The sequence below is a fragment of the Halolactibacillus sp. JCM 19043 genome (assembly GCF_001310395.1).
In the GTDB taxonomy this organism is placed as follows: domain Bacteria; phylum Bacillota; class Bacilli; order Bacillales; family Amphibacillaceae; genus Halolactibacillus; species Halolactibacillus miurensis.
In genome coordinates this window covers 1-18,573 of record NZ_BAXD01000001.1, presented here as the reverse complement: position 1 = coordinate 18,573, position 18,573 = coordinate 1, and the positions used below count along the sequence as shown (strand labels likewise).

Sequence of the window (18,573 nt, the reverse complement as noted above, 5' to 3'; positions counted from 1 at the left end):
AAGGGATTCATTTTTCATATCCTTTTCTTTACGCAAGCTCTGAACCATCTTCTAGTAACAATTTCGGACGATTGGCTTCATCTTCCACTGTTTCTTTTGTGATGATACAGGTCTTAATATCTTCACGTGATGGTAATTCATACATCACATCAAGCATAATCCCTTCAAGGATTGAACGAAGACCACGGGCCCTGTATTGCGTTCCATTGCTTTATGTGCAATCGCGACAAGTGCATCGTCTTCAAATGCTAATTCTACGTTATCCATTTCGAATAAGCGTTTATATTGTTTCACGAGTGCATTCTTCGGTTGCGTTAAAATCTGTACGAGCGCATCTTGATCAAGTGGTTCAAGTGCTCCGATAATTGGTAAACGACCGATAAATTCTGGAATCAAACCGAATTTAAGTAAATCTTCAGGTAAGACTTTTTGTAGGAGTTGGGCTTTATCCATATCATTAATAGAGGTTTCAGCACCAAAGCCAATCACACGCTTACCTAGACGACTTTTAATGATTTGATCAATCCCGTCAAAAGCACCACCAACGATGAATAACACATTTGTCGTATCGATTTGAATAAACTCTTGATGCGGGTGCTTACGTCCACCTTGCGGCGGAACACTGGCAACTGTGCCTTCTAAGATTTTAAGTAAGGCTTGTTGCACACCTTCTCCACTCACATCACGTGTAATCGATGGATTTTCTGATTTACGTGCGACTTTGTCGATCTCATCAATGTAGATAATCCCTTTTTCAGCCTTTTCAACATCATAATCCGCCGCTTGAATCAGTTTAAGTAAGATATTTTCAACATCTTCTCCAACATATCCTGCTTCCGTTAAAGACGTCGCATCGGCGATCGCAAATGGCACATTCAAAATACGCGCTAGTGTTTGAGCAAGTAATGTTTTACCGCTACCCGTTGGTCCAATCATCGCGATATTACTTTTTTGAAGTTCTACATCCCCCGCTGATTTTGGTGCATTAATTCGTTTATAGTGATTATACACTGCAACCGATAAATTACGTTTTGCTTTTGTTTGACCAATGACATAATCATCTAAAATTTGATTGATTTCTTGAGGCTTTGGTACCTCAGTGAAGCTCATTTCTTCATCTGTTCCTAATTCTTCTTCCACAATCTCGGCACATAAATCAATACATTCATCACAAATATACACACCAGGTCCTGCGACTAATTTCCTTACTTGGTCTTGACTTTTACCACAAAAGGAACATTTTAATTGTCCTTTTTCTTCGTTAAATTTATACATTCAGTTCACCTCTCTATAATAAACACCATCATATTGATTGATTTTGTTTGCTTTCATTATCATATCAAAGAATCTTAAAGAATTAAAATAATAGCCCTTATTCTGCTTCAAATCTTCTTTAATAGCCAAATATTTTGCTTTTCAGATGCAAAAGCATATGTATTTTATCATAAGTTATAGCCGATGTCTTTTAAAAAGATACCGAATGCCTAATCTTTTGATTTTTAGCGCGACATTAAAAAAGACCAAAAAAAATATGTTGGATCTTTCTATGTCAACATGGCATCATTTAGGTATGTATGTATCACATTAAAAATGGTAGAAAACAAGGCGATACATGATCGCCTTGTTTTACTCCCTAATATAAAAGTAATCTTACTTAGTCACGCTGTTGTCTACTAAGAAATCAATCGCTTTTTTAAATTTAAGATCTTCTTTAATGGCGTCTGTGTTACCACCTAGCATTTGTGTTAATTGATCCATTTCTAGGTTGTACATATCTGCCATTGATTGAAGTTCTTCTTGTACGTCTTCATCTGTTGCTTCAAGGTTCTCTACTTGACCAATTGCTTCAAGTGCAAGATTTGTTTGTACACGTTTTTGTGCATCTTCTTTCATTTGGTCTTTTAATTGATCTTCTGTTTGACCTGAGAATTGAGAATACATGTCAAGTGTCATACCTTGTTGTTGCAAGCGTTGTTCAAATTCACGTACCATACGATCTAATTCGGTATCAACCATTGCTTCTGGAATATCGATTTCTGCGTTCTCAGTCGCTTGGTTAATAAGTGATTCACGTACCGCTGCGTCAGCTTCATTTTGTTTTTGTTCTTCAAGACGTTTCTTTGTTTTTTCTTTCAGTTCAGCAAGTGTTTCCACTTCATCATCCACGTCTTTAGCAAACTCATCGTCCATTTCTGGTAATTCTTTCGCTTTAACTTCATGGATTTTAACTTTGAATGTTGCTGGTTGACCTGCAAGGTTTTCAGCGTGGTATTCTTCTGGGAAAGTGACTTCTACTTCTGTTTCTTCGCCAGTTGTTTTACCGATTAATTGTTCTTCAAATCCAGGAATAAATGAACCTGAACCGATTTCTAATGAATGGTTTTCAGCCGCGCCACCTTCAAATGCTTCGCCATTAACGAAACCTTCAAAGTCGATCACAACTGTGTCGCCATTTTCAATCGCGCCTTCTTCTTTTACAACTAACTCAGCAAGTGATTGACGTTGGTTATCTAAGTCTTTTTCTACGTCTTCGTCTGTAACGTTAACGTCTACTGCTTCAACTTCTAAACCTTTGTAGTCACCAAGTTTAACTTCTGGTTTAACCGTCACTTTTGCTGTAAAGTGTAGTGCTTGACCTTTTTCGATTTGTGTAATATCGATTTCTGGTTGATCCACTGGTTCAATACCTGCTTCATCAACTGCGTTTGAATACGCTTCTGGAAGTACGATGTCTACAGCATCTTGGTAGAGTGATTCTACACCAAAACGTTGTTCGAACATGCCACGTGGAATACGTCCTTTACGGAATCCTGGTAATTGTACGTCTTTTACGACTTTTTTGAAGGCTTGATCAAGCGCTTCGTTAAATTGTTCTGCTGATACTTCTACGGTAAGAAGACCTTCATTGCCTTCTTGTTTTTCCCATTTAGCTGTCATTAAAATTCCCTCCATTATTACATATATATTAATTTTATTTGCCGTTCATCTATGATACGTTAGCTCTGTTTCACAACCGAACGCAAACTACAACCATTATATTATAACATAAACCTTTTCTGTTTCAAGATTTAGTGTTCAAGTGGTTGTAAATTTCTTAAACAATTAACACCTTCTATTCTTCTAGTAGTGAAAAATAGAGTTGTTCTGCCTCCATTAACTGTATCAATTTATCTTCTACTTCTTTTGAAACAGCATTTTTAGGATCATTAAACGCTTGATTGACAATCGTCACAATCGCCTCTTTTAACACACCTGCGTCTTCCTCTTCAACAAAAGGATAACGCACATAAATAAAGCGTTCAAGTATTTGCATCGCTAGCCGATAAAAAGATGGATTTCTTTCTTCTATTTCCCGCAACATTTTTTGGACGTCTTTATAAACCGGATGGTCCGTAAAGTACGGATAAGTTTTTGGATTAAGCATCATCTCTTGATTGAATTTATGTATCGATATGACCTCATCGATGCGATTTGCCTGCATCAGACTGATAATCACGGATTGAACAACCGGATGGGTATCACCTGTAAGTAATGTTTTAAACATATCTAAATAAGGCGTAATATCTGATTGTTGTAAATGATTAATTAAGTGCCACTGCGCCAGGGTGTTGTGATTGTTCATCGCATCGTTTAGCTCACGCTTTGTTACCGTTATTTCTGAGCTAATCTCCTCATCAACGAGCGGTTCATTAATTTCTAATAAATTTTCAAATTGATGGCGATACGTAACGTCTTTTACATTAACAAGGACTGTTTCTAATAACTCTTTCACTTTTTTATGTTTATGAAATTGAAATAACAATGTCGCATAAATATGTATGTAAATCAGATAATCATCCGTATGTTGGTCAATCATTGTTTCTAAAAATAATTCCGCTTCTCGTAATTCACCTAATTCAGCTAAACAAGTCACTTTTGCGACCATGATGTCCACATCATGTACACCATAGGCTATTAACTCATCAAAGACGGGTAACGCCTTTTTATACTGATGTCCTCTAAAGTAATCAAACGCTTCTTTTTCTAGCCGCTCTTGTTCTTTTGGAAAGAGTACGAGCCGATTTGAACCTTGATCTTCTTTTTTCATCTCTTCACCCCCTCGTGTTAACTAATATGTCGATTTCTATCACTTTTAAAAATTTCAACTATGTATTTTGTCCTAGTTACAAGGATACCCTAAAATCGAAAAAAGTAAACAAGACTTTCAGACTTTTATCATCGTTTAACTTTTTATTTTTTCACCCCTTTTTGTGCACGTATATCTTCATCAACTGACCAAGCTTTTTCCTCCACTAACTTTCTTACCTTTTCAATCGCTTGATCTTCATATAAATGAATCACATGCTCTTCTAGGAACTTCACAAATTGATCCGTCGCGACACTGCCGATTTCTAAGTCAAATTCTGTTTCTAAATAACCTCTGATGGCATCTGTCGCTTTTACATACTCATCTCTATTTAAAGTCATAATTATCACCTCGTTACATTTAAGTATTGTTAAAAAGACTACTCACCCATTATAACGTAAAAATGAAAGTCTGCATAAGTCTCATAACGAAAAACCTCACAACCGATTTGGGCACAAAAATATCCCATGAAAGGTTCGAACTCCCGACCCACGGCTTAGACGGATATATACTCTAGTTTATTAAACCTTCTTATAAAAATACAATAACATAAAAAAGAGCCTTGATAGACTCTTAAATAGGTGACAACATGACTATTCTGAATCTACATAATTGGCACTAACGGTAATTTCATATTGATCTATTAGAAAATTAACGTTATATCTCGGAAAAATTTTAAACGTTTCGTTTGCTTTTATTTCTACAACGCCATGAATTTCATCATAATCTTTATTTACAAAAATAACCGTTTTATTTTCTGAGTTAGTTAACACATTCATAGCGTCATGATAATAAAATGACAAATGCTCAAATTGCAGCTCTTTCATTTTTGACCCCTCCCCTTTTACCAAGCACTTTATTATATCCATACAAACAATTATTTAACAACACATAATGGTCCTCCATTAGTCCCTAGATTCGGAAACTATAGCTTCTAGTAAAAACAAAAAACCTCACAACCGTTGAGGCTGTAAGGTTTTCGTTAGCATCCCAGGAGAGATTCGAACTCCCGACCCACGGCTTAGAAGGCGGTAAATTCTAGTATTTTACTTTTTCTTATAAAGCTACAGAACGCTATATAATAGGGTTTTGTAGCTTTTCTTTACCTTAAAATAACTTATGATTTTCTTTGATATTTTAGATTTTTTAAGAAATGGTCCCCGGATGGTCCCTAGAAATCAGCTTTTAAACTTAGGTGTTAGGGGAGTTAACCCTTTGAATTTTAACTATGCGTTATTGCTAGTTAGATGTTAGTTATTTTGACACAAATCACTCATAGTTTCAGGACTATCTCCTTTATAAGAAGTTCATTTAGCAGCTTTAACAAGTAGCAGAATTATAAATTAGGTATAGACCATAAAGAATTTGTTCATAAAAATGATTTAAGTATATGCCCTAAAAATTCTAAAAATATTTTAAATAAATGTAATTTTTTAAACTAAATGGTTAATTATAAGACGGGTATGCTTTATCAAGGATGGTAATCCTTCAAAAAAATTAACGCTAATCAATCTGAATAATACAACCCATAAAATAATAGAAATATTTACTGCTATCAAAGCCCAGAAAAGATGTTTGAAGGTTTTTTTAAGTTCTGCCAAAGGTTTGTCAATATAAATTTCTTCTATTTCTTTAACTTTTTCAGGCTGTAATATTGTAATTTCCCCAATAAAATGAAGGAAGTGTTCCTTAGCAAAATTGTATCTGGTGTATGCAGCATTCTTTTGGATTAGATAATAGACAAAGGAGAAAATAACAAACACTAAGATTATTAAAAATGTATATTTAAAAGTTAAGTTATTAAGCGATCCATATAATGTAGTAACTAATAAAAGGATTAAAGATAAAAGAGACGCTAAAATTGATGAATTGATTTTATCCGTTTGCTCATAAATAACTTTGGAAGTATTCATTGCTTCTTTTAATAGTTGATCTTTAGTTTTAAAGAAATCTTTAATGTTTTCCTCAATATAGTGCGTATAATAATGCTTAATAGTTTTTTCTATGTTTGGGAGTTTATTGTCAAACTCAGAAACAGTCTCACCGTCTAACAAATATAAGGAAATTACTTTTTTCGCAATTATATATTTCTCTGTATACTTCTGATTAGAAACAAGAAAAACTAGTATATCTTTGAGCTTGGTGTAGTTTTTTGTTTCAAATTCATCACTTATAGTAATTGAGATATTTTTATCGCCTCTAATTGTATAACGGTTTCCTTCTCTTTTATCAGCGAAACACTCAATAATCAATTTATAAAACGATACCATTATATAACTCTCTAATTGATAATTTGAATTTAAATTCATTTTACTGAAGAACGCATAGGGATTGAAATAAAAACTGTGATTACATGATTTGTTATGCGATAAATAATATTCGATATTATCTGCTATGTTAGAATCAATAATTTCTTTTTGTAAATTATTAATATCTACTTTATGGTTTATAGGTACAAAGTTGATTGTCTCAGTAGACACTTTGTTGGTGATACAAAAAGCACCTATATTTAATTTTGTGCCATCTCCTATTCTAGAAATATCATAAAAAGAAGTGAAAATAGATTTCAAATCAAAGAAGTAGTAGTCTAGATTCCCAAGGTCTTTCACAAAAAAATCCTTCTCTAAAATAATAGAAATATACTCTATACCTTTAACATTTGAACTCCCAAGTTCAATATCGTCGATAGTTTCTTGAATACCCTCATTAAAAGGATAACAATAAGCCTCAAATATCTCACACTTAGTATTTAGTTCATTTAAAAGTTCAACATCAATTCCCTCATGTGTTTTTATAGTTATTTTTTTAAATGATTCTATAATTATAGGGCAATGCAGTAATTGAACAATTGCTTGAAATTCAGTATAAGCCTCTAGTAATTTATTTGTACTCATTTCAAGCAACCCCCTTAGTTATTTTAAATCCCTATCAACATCTATATCCTTATCAATTTTAATAATTGTATTACCATCTTGATCATTATCTATCTTGACCTTATCCAGTATCGCTTTAGTGTATCTAAAATACAATTGATCTTTATTACCTCTGTAAATTATAAAAGAATCTTTTCTTTGCACAGTGAAAGAAGTTTGATGATCAGGAAACTTTTCTATAAAAGATTCAACAAATGATTGCGTTTTGTCTTTTATAAATAATTCTCTATCTTTTTTGTCATTATCAACATGATCGCTTAACACGTTATTGATTAATCTATCAAGTTGTATTCTAGAACCATTTGTAAATTCTCTGTCTATAGATTGGAAAATTTTATTTGCATCAACATCCGGCAAAATTGCTACCATCTTATCTTTTACTTCTTTAATCGCATGCCTGGTCATTATGTTGTCATTTAATATTTCAGCGGCTTGCAAATATGTTTCAAGGAAAAACTTTGCCGTTTCCCCTTCTCTTTGTTGCTTATCCATAACAAAAAGATCCGCTTTATGATCTGTACTTTTATTATATCTTATGATAGCACACTTATGTACACGGTCATTAGAGTCTGGTAAAATATTTTCCAGTGCCTTTAATGTCATTTCCTCTAAATCTAATTGCACGCCTTCTTTAGGATCTAATTTGATTAAAAATATACAATTCTCATGTCCATCTACTAAGACTTGACAAACAAAAAACGAACCGCTACTTTTAGAAGACGAATTCTTCATTATCGTAAATAAATTATTTGTTAATTCCTCGGACAACTGTAAAAAAGAATCGTTACTAATATCTTCAGAAAAACGATTGATTTTAGTCTTTACGGAAGCGTCCTTATCTATAAAGACACAACTTTTTGTTGACTTCCCATATCTAGTATCACGATAGTGCTCTTTAAAAAAACGATTAATTACTTTATTCTCTTCATTTAATGGAAAAATTCCACTTGCGATTTTAGCTTCAGATTTCTCAAGATCAATAACATTAATAGCCATTCTTAAGATTTGTAAATTATCATCTACAGTCATTATTTAGTCCTCCTTGTTGTTTATATATATTTAACATATCATATATTACTACAAAAAGGACTAAATTCTCTCATTTTTCACTTCTATTTACAGTATTTTTATTGATTATTAATTAAGGCTTAATTAAACTAAGCCCCTCACAAATCGTGAAGGGCTTTAACTCTATCTATTTTATAATCAAATCATTTTTATGAACAGCCGCAATCACTGTATGACCAGTTCCGACAACGATACGATTACTGTTAATCTGTATCACTTCATACGTTTTGTTATAGACAAAATTAGCAAGCGATTTACCTTCAAACGTTCTAGCGCCTTTCTTAATTTTAACTTTATCGCCGACTTTTAAAGGTATAGGTTTAGACGGTGTGACATTAATCGGATTGCCACCCTTGTTAGTTAAATAAACAGGGTAATCTATTTTTTTGAGTTTATCAGCAGTCTTGCGTGCATTAGCCTTACTTACAAAAGCACCAACTTGTACCTTGTATAAATTATCCGCTTTAATGATGTACGTATCAAAGCCGTCTTTCTTAAGTTCGTGTGATAAGTCAATAGCATTTGATTTATTCTTAAATGCACCAGTTTGTACACGCGTTAATTCGCCAGTTGGTTCTTTTTCTGCAACGTACTTAACACCGAAATAATCACAGATACCTTTCGCATGTTCTCTGGCTACTTCTTTTTGAAAATCCACATTGACCATTAACAATGCTTCACGTTTATTATCCATAAAACCATTTTCGCTTAAAACAGCGATCATTTTCGTTTCTCTGAGTACGTGGAAGTTGTTTTCTTTAATACCTCGATTCTTCTGTTTTGTACCTTGCTTAAGATACTTAATGATTGATTCAGCTAATTTACGGCTACCTTTTGCTCCGGGATAAACATGTACTGAAAAACCTTCCGGATTCGCACCGCCGAATGATCCATCAAACGCATTATAATGTACCGATATATACGCATCCACATTCTTAGAATTTGCTAAATTCGTACGTTGCGTAAGTGACACATCTCTATCCCCAGGTGCAACTAAAATTGATTTGATTCCACATCGGTCTAACTCCTCTTTTAACATATCGACAACCGCGCTGTTGAATTCGTTTTCGCGTATTTCACGATTCATTTCCGCTATATAAGGCGTTCTTTTACCCGCTGTATTAATACCGTGACCATCATCTAAAGCTACGTATACCATTTAAATCTCTCCTTTTTTAATGCATAGAAAAAACACCGCCAGATTGACGATGCTATCTATGATTTTAATTTTATTTAGGTTCTGTGTAAGTCATTGCTCGCTTACTGTCCTTAATGCCTTTTGTTGTCGGATCACTAACGATACCTAACAACGTCAACACGACAAATACCGCATTTATAAAGTTAACTGCTTCATTGCTGATTTTGTCGGCAGGAATCTCGTAACCAAACCAAGAGCCGACAATTTGACCAACTAATAAAATAGCAGGAATTATACTCAACCAAAACGCTTTGTTTTTTAATCTCACTTTAATGTTCATATTTATTCTCCTTCATTCTTAATTTTGTCTAATCTTTTGTGTGCTTGTTTACTTGATTCTTCTACGCGAGTGACTCGCTCACTTAAAGCACCTAACTGTCGTTCGTTCGCCCGTAGATCAATCCGTATATTTTCGACACCTAAACTAATACTGTCGAGTTTAGTTTCTATTACCGCTTCTCTAGTCGCGTCGTTTTTTATTGTTGTTTGATATTCAGTCGCTTGCTTTTGTTTATTTAGTTGATAACCTAACACGGCTATCATTACCGATGTAATCGATATAATCACACCTAACTCAATTGTCATGCTATCCCTCCAATCCATAATAAAAAGCACCTCGCTATGAGATGCTTAGTTCGTAATCTTCGTAGCCACTTCCTGTCTAACAATACCTTCGAGTGCAGTCAACGACTCATTACCTGCATATTGCGCTGACGTCAAAGGTATATAGCCATTCAAATTAATTGTGCGCTCATCGTTTTGACCGTTGAAATGTACCTGTACAGAATCAATTTGACCATCAACATAACGCATGCTGACGTTTGTAATCTGGATATTCATTATTCGTCACCTCCCTCAAACTGCTCACAAATATAATCATAGACAACAGCTTCTTGGCCACTGAATGTTTTATCACACTCATCAAGTATTTTTTTAACTGTTTTCAGCATTCCTTGATTATCTCCACCTTCGATAACGATTTCCTCATTGTACAACTCTTGAATGTCTGTTTGAAATGATTCTTGATCAACAATGTCATATTTATCATCTTTAATGATTGGTTTATCCTCATCGTCTTTATTTGCATGTTCTTCTGCTAATTGCTTTCTTTGTTCTTCTACTTCTTTTGATCGTTCGGCCAACAACTTAACAAACTTGGTACGATGTCTAGATTGTTTCCCTTTTAAAGATAAATGAAAAAGCAGGTCAATTGCCTGCCCTAGTTGTGCGTTTTTAATTTTAACTTGCATGTTAAGCAACTCCTTCTAATTGTTTTAGTCGTTGTTTTAATACTTGGTTTTCCATTTCTAAATAATTAATACGATCCGCGAGAGTATTTATACGCATTTCATGATCGTCATAAATACTAACGACTTCCTTAATGGCTTTAGCGTTATAGGATATAAAGTTATAAAGTGATGCTGACTTTTCTTCCACGTCCATAATTTCTTTAGGTGCTTTGTAACCATCGCCAATCACAAAACCTATATTATTTTGTAATCCTATGCCATTATCGACGTAATCAAATGTATACAAATCTAAATTATGACGATAATCATCTAGCACTGATTTATCAAATGGTACAATATTAGTTTTCTTTTCTAGCAACGATGATTGGTTAAACCCTGCAGCCGATAACTTTAAACCGCCTGAGCTAGATGAGAAATGTATTGTTCTTGATGCGAAACTTGAATTGCCACTTCCTGCGTAGAAAAACCTTGCATAAGAACCATCATCATACGATGCATTATATGGAAAGATAGTAAAGTAACCACTATCGTGTCTCATGACCCCGCGGACATTTCCAAAAACTCCGTTAGCACTATAAATGTTACCGTCGACTTTTAGACCACCGCCAATCCCAACACCAGGGACGTTAAAAGCATTGTACATAGCGGTACCGTCAAGGTATAAGCCTTGGTCACTAGCCTTAAGCAGAAGACCTCTATCACTCTCAATAACACAGTCAGTATAGTACTGATAGATTTCCATTGCTCGCAAGCCACTATTGTCTTTAAAAACTAAAGAGGCGATATCCCCGTGGTAACCACTTGTTTGAATTATATCCATTTCAATTGAGTTACTAGTTCCTTTAAAAATAAGCCCTCTATCATCAATACTGATAGTTCCGTTTGTACCAGTTTGTTTAAATGCTGAACCATTAATGTTCACACCATTTATTGTTCCTGCATTGATTGTGCCTAGATTACCAGTAATATCTGATAGCACCGTAACGGCACCAACAAGGTTAATCTTAGCAGCCTGTATCTTAATTGTTTCAGCTGTTTGATTAATGGATGATATTACACCATTTTTTTCAACACGTAATTCGATTTGGTCAGCTAATTGAGTAATCTCTGTCTCAGCATAATTCAAAACTACATCAATATTTGATTGCACATCTTCGGGTGCGGGTGTCCAGTCAGTAGCTTTGTTACCTTTTTCAAGTTTCATCTTCATGGATATATAGATTACATCATACCCTTGGAAGTTAAAGTGTAGCCTTGGAGCTATTGAATTGCTTGTAAACTTGACACCTCTAGTTAAAGTGTTGAACTCTGTATTTGTGATACTCCCGCTTAAACCTGTGTAACCTCCACTATTAGAGGATAAATACAAACTTTGATTACCTACATTAGTCCCTTCGCACATAACCTTTAACGAAAATATATAGTCAATACCCTTTTGTAGATGCGAATATTTTTCTGCAGGATCGAACACATGGTAAGATTGCGGGTTAGCAATCTTAATAACATTTTGTTCACCCATAAACTCACCTAGATACTCGATAGTAGTTCCTGTTTGAGATACTCTCATGTTCATTAGCGTGTTAGTGTTTTTTAATAAATTTCTCCCACCAACCTCTATATCTCCAATCGCACCACTTACATAACTTGCATCCACTTTGCTACTAATCTGATTCGCCTGAACAGTCAATTGTGCACTATTATCTGATACCGTCCCACTCAAAGCATCAACATCGGTTTGATTAGCTTTTAAAGCTATCGCTGTTTGATTTTGACCAATTAGTGTACTGTTTACGCTAATATCCTGTACAACACCATCCATGTCTGTTTGGTACTCTGTAACAGATACTTTATTTAATAACGCATTGTCTATCTCTGATATAGTGTACACGTCGTTTTTATTCGCTTTACTAACAAGTTGGCCATCTACATATATTAAATCCGCTTTATCCGCTAAATCAGTTGCAATCTCAGACATCTTATTATCGTACACTGTTTGTGCAACTGCGTAAGCTTGCGCTTGTTGTAGTGCTTCAGCTGACTTATCTTCTGCGTAGTTTTTAGCGTTAGTTTCTGCAGCTAACGAAACATTATCAGCGTGTGATTTAGCATCAATACCGACTGCTTCAGCAAAGTTTTTACCCTCGGTGAAAACTATGTCATCTTTATCATCTATCGTCAGTTTATTATACGTGTACTCGAGCATTTCAGCAGCACTGATTTTTTCTTTAATTTGGGCTTGCAGTTGTTTCCAAGCTGCATTAACCTGATCTTCTGAGTACTCGATAAAATCACCTAGTTCAACTGACTTTTCTCCTTTTTTCTTAATGGAGCGTTCTTGTGTGTGTACCCTAGCTTCTAAATAAAGTGGTGGTTTGAATTTTGTATCCTTTATTTTTATGGTATCGCCAAAACGTATTTTTTCGTGTTCAAGACCAATAACACTTTCCAAATCCATAATATCGGCTCTATATTGCACGACACTATTTATTCGCTTTTTTAATTCTATTTCTGTTAGCTCTCTTAACCTTGATTCGGTCATGTCTATGTCCGTTGATTGCGTTTCATAAGTTTCAATGATGTGTTGTCCATTTCTACCCCAACGTTGTAACGCTTCAACATTTTCAACCGTTACTTCTAACCTTGAGCCATCCTCTCTTATTGGTCCTAACCCAAACAGCGACGTGACAACGTTTGAGAAATCTTCTTTACGTTCTATACTTGATAAATCTTTACCGATTTCAACTTCTCTACCTTGCCAAATTCCGACTCGCTCAACTAAATCTACGTATCTCTTGATTATTTTTGTACCATCTGATTTAACTCTAAAATGCAATTCCAAATCAAACTCACTTGCGATTTTTTTCAAATACTTATAAGGATTCGTGTAGTCCTCAAATATTAATGTCTTTACACCCTTGAAAGCAATATCACCAACTTCAACATCCGTACCTGACAACGCTAACCTCGCATGAGACTCAGCACTTAAAACATCTGTCGTATGAGGTTTAATTATTTTAGCGTTTTTCAGTGTTAAATAACTAGCAGATGTGAAGACCTCACATTTTAAAACTCCTGCCGAACGATACTTTATAGTATGTGTTATTATAAATTCTATCAATTCCCCATCGTCATCATTTATAACAATGCGGTTTTTATTTGTAAGGTGTTCAGAAAATTTCTTATCGGCAAATGTTGTAAAATCAAATGTTTCTAACGTATCTTTTAAAGACTTTTTATGTTTGTCTAGCCAGAAAGAATCTTCCGATATATCATCTAAAATAACATCTGTTTCACGATGAGTAATGTGTATCATTTATAACTCACCTCCCTTACTTAAAAGTCTCTCTATATTTAGTCGTGATATTAAATGAATCAAATGGTGCAACTGTTAGTTTATTCTCACCTGGCTCTAACCCAAAGTAGCTCGCACCAAATTGTTTTAAATCTTTTCGCGCCTCTCCATTAACTAAGATTACTTTATCTTTGTGATCAAACGTTATGATGTCGCCTGCAATAAAAGGTGTATCAATTTCGTTAGCGTTAATAGGCTGATTTATTTTATCGACACTCACAGAATATACGCCCAAAGTATGAGGATGGGGGTAATTGTCGTATTTGGCAATATGAATCGCCACTTGAGCTACCTTGTTGCTGTACTTATTTTCATAATCGGTCCAGTTCACCCATCGTCTCGTGTGATGCCGACCATTTGTCACTTTTGCAAAGTACGCATACCAGTGATTTCCTTCACGTTGTATTCTCAAAATGCCCGAAAAGTCATTCCAGTTGCCTCTTTTATCGCCATACTCATAAATCAACGAATGAAAATCAGTTAGAGAACCAGCTTTTGCAACTCCATACATATTGGCTGTTCTAGCTGATGCGTCATGCATACCAACTGTTGCAACCATATTTCCGTTCACATCAAGCAAAGATATATACACTCTTCCAAGTAAATCAGCAGAAGTCTCATTATACAAACTAACAAAAGCTTGCATACGAAAATCCTGTACTGTTTCCGGTAAGCTTGTTTTTACAGCGGGACCATGCCAAACCTTTGTACCCGCGCCATAATCGGACGGCTGAAATCGTGTGCCTTCACGAACGGCCATCTGACCAGAGATAACCCCATCGACTTCCCCCGTATTTCCTGTCGACCATCCGGTTAAAGTATTACAGTCAGAATAAAAAATCCGTTCATATTTTTGATAAGTTTTCGTTTCAACATCAATAGGACTGCCAATCATCATATACTCGTCGTGTTGATTCTGTATCATTGCAAACGTGACAGGCGTTAATACCTCTAACTCAAAGACTGGTTTTGATTCATGTGTGCCTTCATTGGTCACTGAAACATAATCAGATGGGAAGGTGTAAGGTATTTCTGGACCGTATGCGTAGGGGTCAGGACATATGAAAGTGATTGTTCCTCTTCGCTGGTTTCCAAAACGCGCAAAATCAGATATATCACCTTCAACTTTTGCGTAGTAAACTCGATCTGGTTCGTCAGGAAATTGTAACTCGACTGGTTCGTTTGTCAATAACCAAGATTTTAATTGATCTAGTTTATCAAGCGCATCAACATCATCTTCAACTATAAATCCCACAGGTTGATTGATATATAATACGTCTGTTTTACTTGATTGAATATATGCTCCATCTTTGCCGGGTACACGTAATAAGTTATTAGTGATAGGAGCAAAAGGAGACTTTTGACGTCCTTCAAGTAGATATAGCCATTCTTTCGTTTCGCCATTAAATAATAATTTATTATGTTGCAAATCGCTCCCTCACTTCCTTATCACGATTCTGCATTTCAGTAACGTGTTTATATGTGTGTCTACTTAGCTCTCTTCCATCCATCTGATTGATTACTGTTGTATAAATGACAGCTTCTCCCGTCAATTGACTAGTATTGTTTAAACTATCAATTATCCGACTTGCTTCACCACTTGGCCTAGCGCCTGTCGCATATCCAGGTATACGATTTAAAGCTTTTAAGATATTTTTAGTCTCGTCATGAGTAAAGACTTGATAGCCGCTCGGACGATTGTACATACCATAATCGAGCATCTCCCACCGATTACCGAGACGACCTAACTCATAACCTTCTTCACCTGCTAAAAATTGACCGCCAGGGTGGTAGTCTGTTCCTGTTGCGTAACTAAAACGAGCTAAATTTGATGACTTGGTCTGATAGTTAGGCTCTCTTATAGTTGGTGCAGAAACAGATATTTTCCGTTGGAATATACTTTTAATATTTCCCCATATCCTCGAAGCGTCTTCTTGTAACTCAAACCACCTATTGATGAGTGGTTTTTTCATTGTAATGCTATCTCCGGTGAATGAATGCTTAATATCTTTAAATGTACTTGATGCATCTTTCCTTAAACCCATGAAATTTTTAAGATTGCTATCAATTAATTTATCCCATGCGGTTTTTATTTCGCCTGTAGCTAAGTTAATTTCCTTAATTAATTCTGGATTTTTCTCAATAGCTTCATCAATAACTGCTTGATGCATTTCTTTTGCACTGGCAATAGTTTCATCTTTTTGTCTTCTAGCTTCTTCAATAAGCTTGTCAGCTTGTTCTTTAGATAGTTCACCAGTAACATCTCGTGCATTTTCAAAAGCAAGTTTTTGTTGATAGAATTGTTCTTCAGCTTCTTTTATTACTTCGTTCTTTTGTTCATAAGAGTTTGAAATAACTTCTGATGCCTGTCTTTTAGTTATTGTATCAGCCTGTTCTCTCATTCTTTCAAGAATAATCGTTTGCTCTTTTTCACTTTCAGTCATAATTTCTATTGCCGTATTTTGACCTTCTTCTAACAAGCGATTAATCTCATTTTGTTCTTTCTCAGTAATACCTCTACCTTCTTCATAAGCTTTGTTCATAATCTCTATTGCTTTTGCATAACTCTCTTCAGCTTGATTAACTCTCTCATCATAACTTTTTGTGACACTTTCTAATATCTCCGCTTGCTCTTTTGCACTTATATCCTTTGTTTCTTTAAATAATTCCTTTACGGCCTCAAGACTTTCGCTTTTCTGTTCTTGAAGACTAGATACAATTTGTTCTTTCATTTCTCCGAAAGTTTCTACCATCGAATCTTTCATATCTTCTGATACTGTTTTACCCGTCCAGGAGAGTTCATTAAGTAAAACTGTAGCTTCTGAATTAAGTTCTAAAAAACTACCCAGAGACTCTTCTGTAGTTTTTGATACACCTTCACCAAATAACTCCACCTCTGGTATTAATTCTTGGCTAAAGTGTTTATACAAACCATATGATGCTAACCCTGCGGCTGCTAATCCTCCGGCTAGAATAGGTAAACTTCCTCCTGTGCCAGCCAATCCTGCAATGCTACTATTTAAGGTATTACCTGTTGCTCCTCTATTACCAATGGCTTTTGTTAAATTCCCAATGCCTCTAAGAGCTGAACCAGTCATTGTTGTAAATCCACCAAATGCTATTGATGCTGGACCGATTGCGGCCGTTAACCCAATTAATTTAAGAATAGTCTGTTGTTGTTCTTCATCCATATCAGCAAATGCTTGTGCACCATCCTCTAACTTTTTAATCAGAGGTTCTGCTGCATCAATGGCATCCATAATTGCGGGAGCCAGTGCGTCACCTAAACTAATCGCAACATCTTTTATACGGTTCCACATGATTTTTAGTTGTGATTCGGTGGTACCGTATCTTTTTTCAGCCTCTTCAGTTAATGCTGTATTTTCGTCCCACGCATCTGATCCAATCTGGACCGCCTCTGTGAATACGTCTGTTGCTCCTGCAGCACGAAGTAACGTATCACGTAATCGTACTTCTTTAATACCCATGTCATCTAAAATGCCAATGGCGGATAATCCGCGTTCTTCAGCTGTGGATAAACCATCAATGAAACTAATAATTGCTCCTGTCGCATCCTTCTCATAAGCCTTTTTGAAGTCTTCTGCGGAAACACCCGCAACTTTTGCGAAGTTCTCTAAATCTTTTCCACCTTGTTCTGCTGCCAATTGCATATTAATCATGACTTTACTAAACGCTGAACCACCAGCCTCTGCCTCAATACCTACAGAGGATAGTGCGCCAGCGAATGCTAATATCTGCGATTCAGTCAAACCGACTTGAGCGCCCGCACCGGCTAATCTCATTGCCATACTACTAATTTCTGATTCAGTTGTGGCCAAGTTGTTACCAAGCGCAACGATTGTGGAACCTAACTTACCAAAGTCATCTTGACTCATGCCTACGATGTTAGCGAATCGAGCGAATTCAGTAGCTGCTTGTTCACTCGTTAAATTAGTTGCTTCACCTAAATCAATCATAGTCCGGGTAAATTCTTCTACCTTTTCCGTTTCAATACCTAATTGCCCTGCCGATTCAGCGACAGCAGCTATCTGTTCTGTGGTAGCAGGAATGTCTTTGGCCATGTCTCTGATGCCTTGCCGTAGACTCTCGATTTGTTTAGCTGAACCGTCAACGGTCTTTTCTACACCTGCAAAGGCAGATTCAAAATCTACTGACGCTTTAAATACAGCAGCACCACCCGCAACAATAGGGGCTGTTACTCGCATAGAATAACTTTTTCCGAAATCCGTCATACTTCTGCCTATCGACTGCATTCTTTCACCTGTTGAATCTAGTTGATTTCCCAATCGCTTCAAAGGATTGATCTGATCGTCTATTGCTTTATTAATATTTTTAAGTTGAGATTCTGTACGATTCATTTGCGCAGTAGCGTTGTTATATTCAGCAGAAAGATTCTTTGTTTGTTGTGCATCTTCTCCTTTGATGCGTTTCGATTCTTCGTAACGTTGTCTCAGTTCTTTCACTTTTTCTTGTTGAGTCTGAAATCGTCTCGTAAGAATATCTGACTGCTCACGCAATCCTTTTAGGCTGTTTGTATAATCTTTACCACTTGACCGCGCTAAATTCATTTCGGATTTTAAACCCTTTAAATCTTGAGCGAATCCTTTTAAGGACCTCGTCGCTCC

General features: G+C 35.6%; 14 protein-coding genes and 1 pseudogene. All 15 read right to left on the bottom strand.

Going from position 1 to position 18,573, the window contains the following annotated elements:
* Positions 1-28: 28 nt before the first annotated feature.
* The 15 genes and pseudogenes from clpX to JCM19043_RS00005 all read right to left on the bottom strand — a co-directional run bounded on the left by clpX (position 29) and on the right by JCM19043_RS00005 (position 18,516).
* Positions 29-1,275: pseudogene (gene clpX, locus JCM19043_RS00075) on the bottom strand (ATP-dependent protease ATP-binding subunit ClpX).
* A 375-nt stretch (positions 1,276-1,650) separates the two neighbouring features.
* Positions 1,651-2,937 carry a trigger factor gene (tig, locus tag JCM19043_RS00070; RefSeq protein WP_062318918.1) on the bottom strand — a complete coding sequence of 429 codons (1,287 nt, stop codon included), beginning with the start codon at positions 2,935-2,937 and terminating at the stop codon, positions 1,651-1,653.
* Positions 2,938-3,112: 175 nt separating this feature from the next.
* Positions 3,113-4,087, bottom strand: coding sequence for a tetratricopeptide repeat protein (locus JCM19043_RS00065; protein ID WP_062318916.1), 975 nt, complete (start codon positions 4,085-4,087; stop codon positions 3,113-3,115).
* Positions 4,088-4,230: 143 nt separating this feature from the next.
* The gene (locus JCM19043_RS00060) at positions 4,231-4,467 is read right to left on the bottom strand and encodes a DUF2164 family protein (RefSeq protein WP_062318913.1); all 237 of its coding nucleotides are present in this window, start codon (positions 4,465-4,467) and stop codon (positions 4,231-4,233) included.
* A 252-nt stretch (positions 4,468-4,719) separates the two neighbouring features.
* On the bottom strand, positions 4,720-4,953 hold the full coding sequence (locus JCM19043_RS00055; RefSeq protein ID WP_062318911.1) for a hypothetical protein: 234 nt from the start codon (positions 4,951-4,953) through the stop codon (positions 4,720-4,722).
* 606 nt (positions 4,954-5,559) lie between these two features.
* Positions 5,560-7,020, bottom strand: coding sequence for a hypothetical protein (locus JCM19043_RS00050; RefSeq protein ID WP_062318909.1), 1,461 nt, complete (start codon positions 7,018-7,020; stop codon positions 5,560-5,562).
* 18 nt (positions 7,021-7,038) lie between these two features.
* Complete coding sequence (locus JCM19043_RS00045) at positions 7,039-8,088, bottom strand: nucleoid-associated protein (protein WP_062318907.1); 1,050 nt, start codon at positions 8,086-8,088, stop codon at positions 7,039-7,041.
* 166 nt (positions 8,089-8,254) lie between these two features.
* Positions 8,255-9,286 carry an N-acetylmuramoyl-L-alanine amidase gene (locus JCM19043_RS16685; protein ID WP_062318905.1) on the bottom strand — a complete coding sequence of 344 codons (1,032 nt, stop codon included), beginning with the start codon at positions 9,284-9,286 and terminating at the stop codon, positions 8,255-8,257.
* Between the two features lie 70 nt (positions 9,287-9,356).
* On the bottom strand, positions 9,357-9,605 hold the full coding sequence (locus JCM19043_RS00035; RefSeq protein ID WP_062318902.1) for a phage holin: 249 nt from the start codon (positions 9,603-9,605) through the stop codon (positions 9,357-9,359).
* 2 nt (positions 9,606-9,607) lie between these two features.
* A complete protein-coding gene (locus JCM19043_RS00030) occupies positions 9,608-9,910 on the bottom strand; it encodes a hypothetical protein (protein WP_062318901.1) in 303 nt (100 codons plus the stop codon).
* A gap of 45 nt (positions 9,911-9,955) precedes the next feature.
* Positions 9,956-10,165 carry a hypothetical protein gene (locus JCM19043_RS00025; protein WP_062318898.1) on the bottom strand — a complete coding sequence of 70 codons (210 nt, stop codon included), beginning with the start codon at positions 10,163-10,165 and terminating at the stop codon, positions 9,956-9,958.
* Positions 10,165-10,575 (bottom strand): DUF1617 family protein, encoded by a 411-nt coding sequence (locus tag JCM19043_RS00020; protein ID WP_062318896.1) that lies wholly within the window; start codon positions 10,573-10,575, stop codon positions 10,165-10,167. Before JCM19043_RS00020 ends, JCM19043_RS00025 begins: the two co-directional genes overlap by 1 nt.
* Position 10,576: 1 nt before the next feature.
* Entirely contained in the window at positions 10,577-13,888 is a 3,312-nt protein-coding gene (locus JCM19043_RS00015) for a phage tail spike protein (protein ID WP_062318895.1), read from the bottom strand.
* Positions 13,889-13,904: 16 nt separating this feature from the next.
* Positions 13,905-15,356, bottom strand: coding sequence for a distal tail protein Dit (locus JCM19043_RS00010; protein WP_062318892.1), 1,452 nt, complete (start codon positions 15,354-15,356; stop codon positions 13,905-13,907).
* Positions 15,346-18,516 carry a phage tail tape measure protein gene (locus JCM19043_RS00005; protein WP_156321303.1) on the bottom strand — a complete coding sequence of 1,057 codons (3,171 nt, stop codon included), beginning with the start codon at positions 18,514-18,516 and terminating at the stop codon, positions 15,346-15,348. The genes JCM19043_RS00010 and JCM19043_RS00005 overlap by 11 nt, the downstream gene beginning before the upstream one ends.
* Positions 18,517-18,573: the final 57 nt, after the last annotated feature.

Excerpts from the sequence above, each read along its gene's own strand:
- tig (WP_062318918.1), bottom strand. The coding sequence starts at position 2,937 with ATGACAGCTAAATGGGAAAAACAAGAAGGCAATGAAGGTCTTCTTACC.
- JCM19043_RS00065 (WP_062318916.1), bottom strand. The coding sequence starts at position 4,087 with ATGAAAAAAGAAGATCAAGGTTCAAATCGGCTCGTACTCTTTCCAAAA.
- JCM19043_RS00060 (WP_062318913.1), bottom strand. The coding sequence starts at position 4,467 with ATGACTTTAAATAGAGATGAGTATGTAAAAGCGACAGATGCCATCAGA.
- JCM19043_RS00055 (WP_062318911.1), bottom strand. The coding sequence starts at position 4,953 with ATGAAAGAGCTGCAATTTGAGCATTTGTCATTTTATTATCATGACGCT.
- JCM19043_RS00050 (WP_062318909.1), bottom strand. The coding sequence starts at position 7,020 with ATGAGTACAAATAAATTACTAGAGGCTTATACTGAATTTCAAGCAATT.
- JCM19043_RS00045 (WP_062318907.1), bottom strand. The coding sequence starts at position 8,088 with ATGACTGTAGATGATAATTTACAAATCTTAAGAATGGCTATTAATGTT.
- JCM19043_RS16685 (WP_062318905.1), bottom strand. The coding sequence starts at position 9,286 with ATGGTATACGTAGCTTTAGATGATGGTCACGGTATTAATACAGCGGGT.
- JCM19043_RS00035 (WP_062318902.1), bottom strand. The coding sequence starts at position 9,605 with ATGAACATTAAAGTGAGATTAAAAAACAAAGCGTTTTGGTTGAGTATA.
- JCM19043_RS00030 (WP_062318901.1), bottom strand. The coding sequence starts at position 9,910 with ATGACAATTGAGTTAGGTGTGATTATATCGATTACATCGGTAATGATA.
- JCM19043_RS00025 (WP_062318898.1), bottom strand. The coding sequence starts at position 10,165 with ATGAATATCCAGATTACAAACGTCAGCATGCGTTATGTTGATGGTCAA.
- JCM19043_RS00020 (WP_062318896.1), bottom strand. The coding sequence starts at position 10,575 with ATGCAAGTTAAAATTAAAAACGCACAACTAGGGCAGGCAATTGACCTG.
- JCM19043_RS00015 (WP_062318895.1), bottom strand. The coding sequence starts at position 13,888 with ATGATACACATTACTCATCGTGAAACAGATGTTATTTTAGATGATATA.
- JCM19043_RS00005 (WP_156321303.1), bottom strand. The coding sequence starts at position 18,516 with ATGAATTTAGCGCGGTCAAGTGGTAAAGATTATACAAACAGCCTAAAA.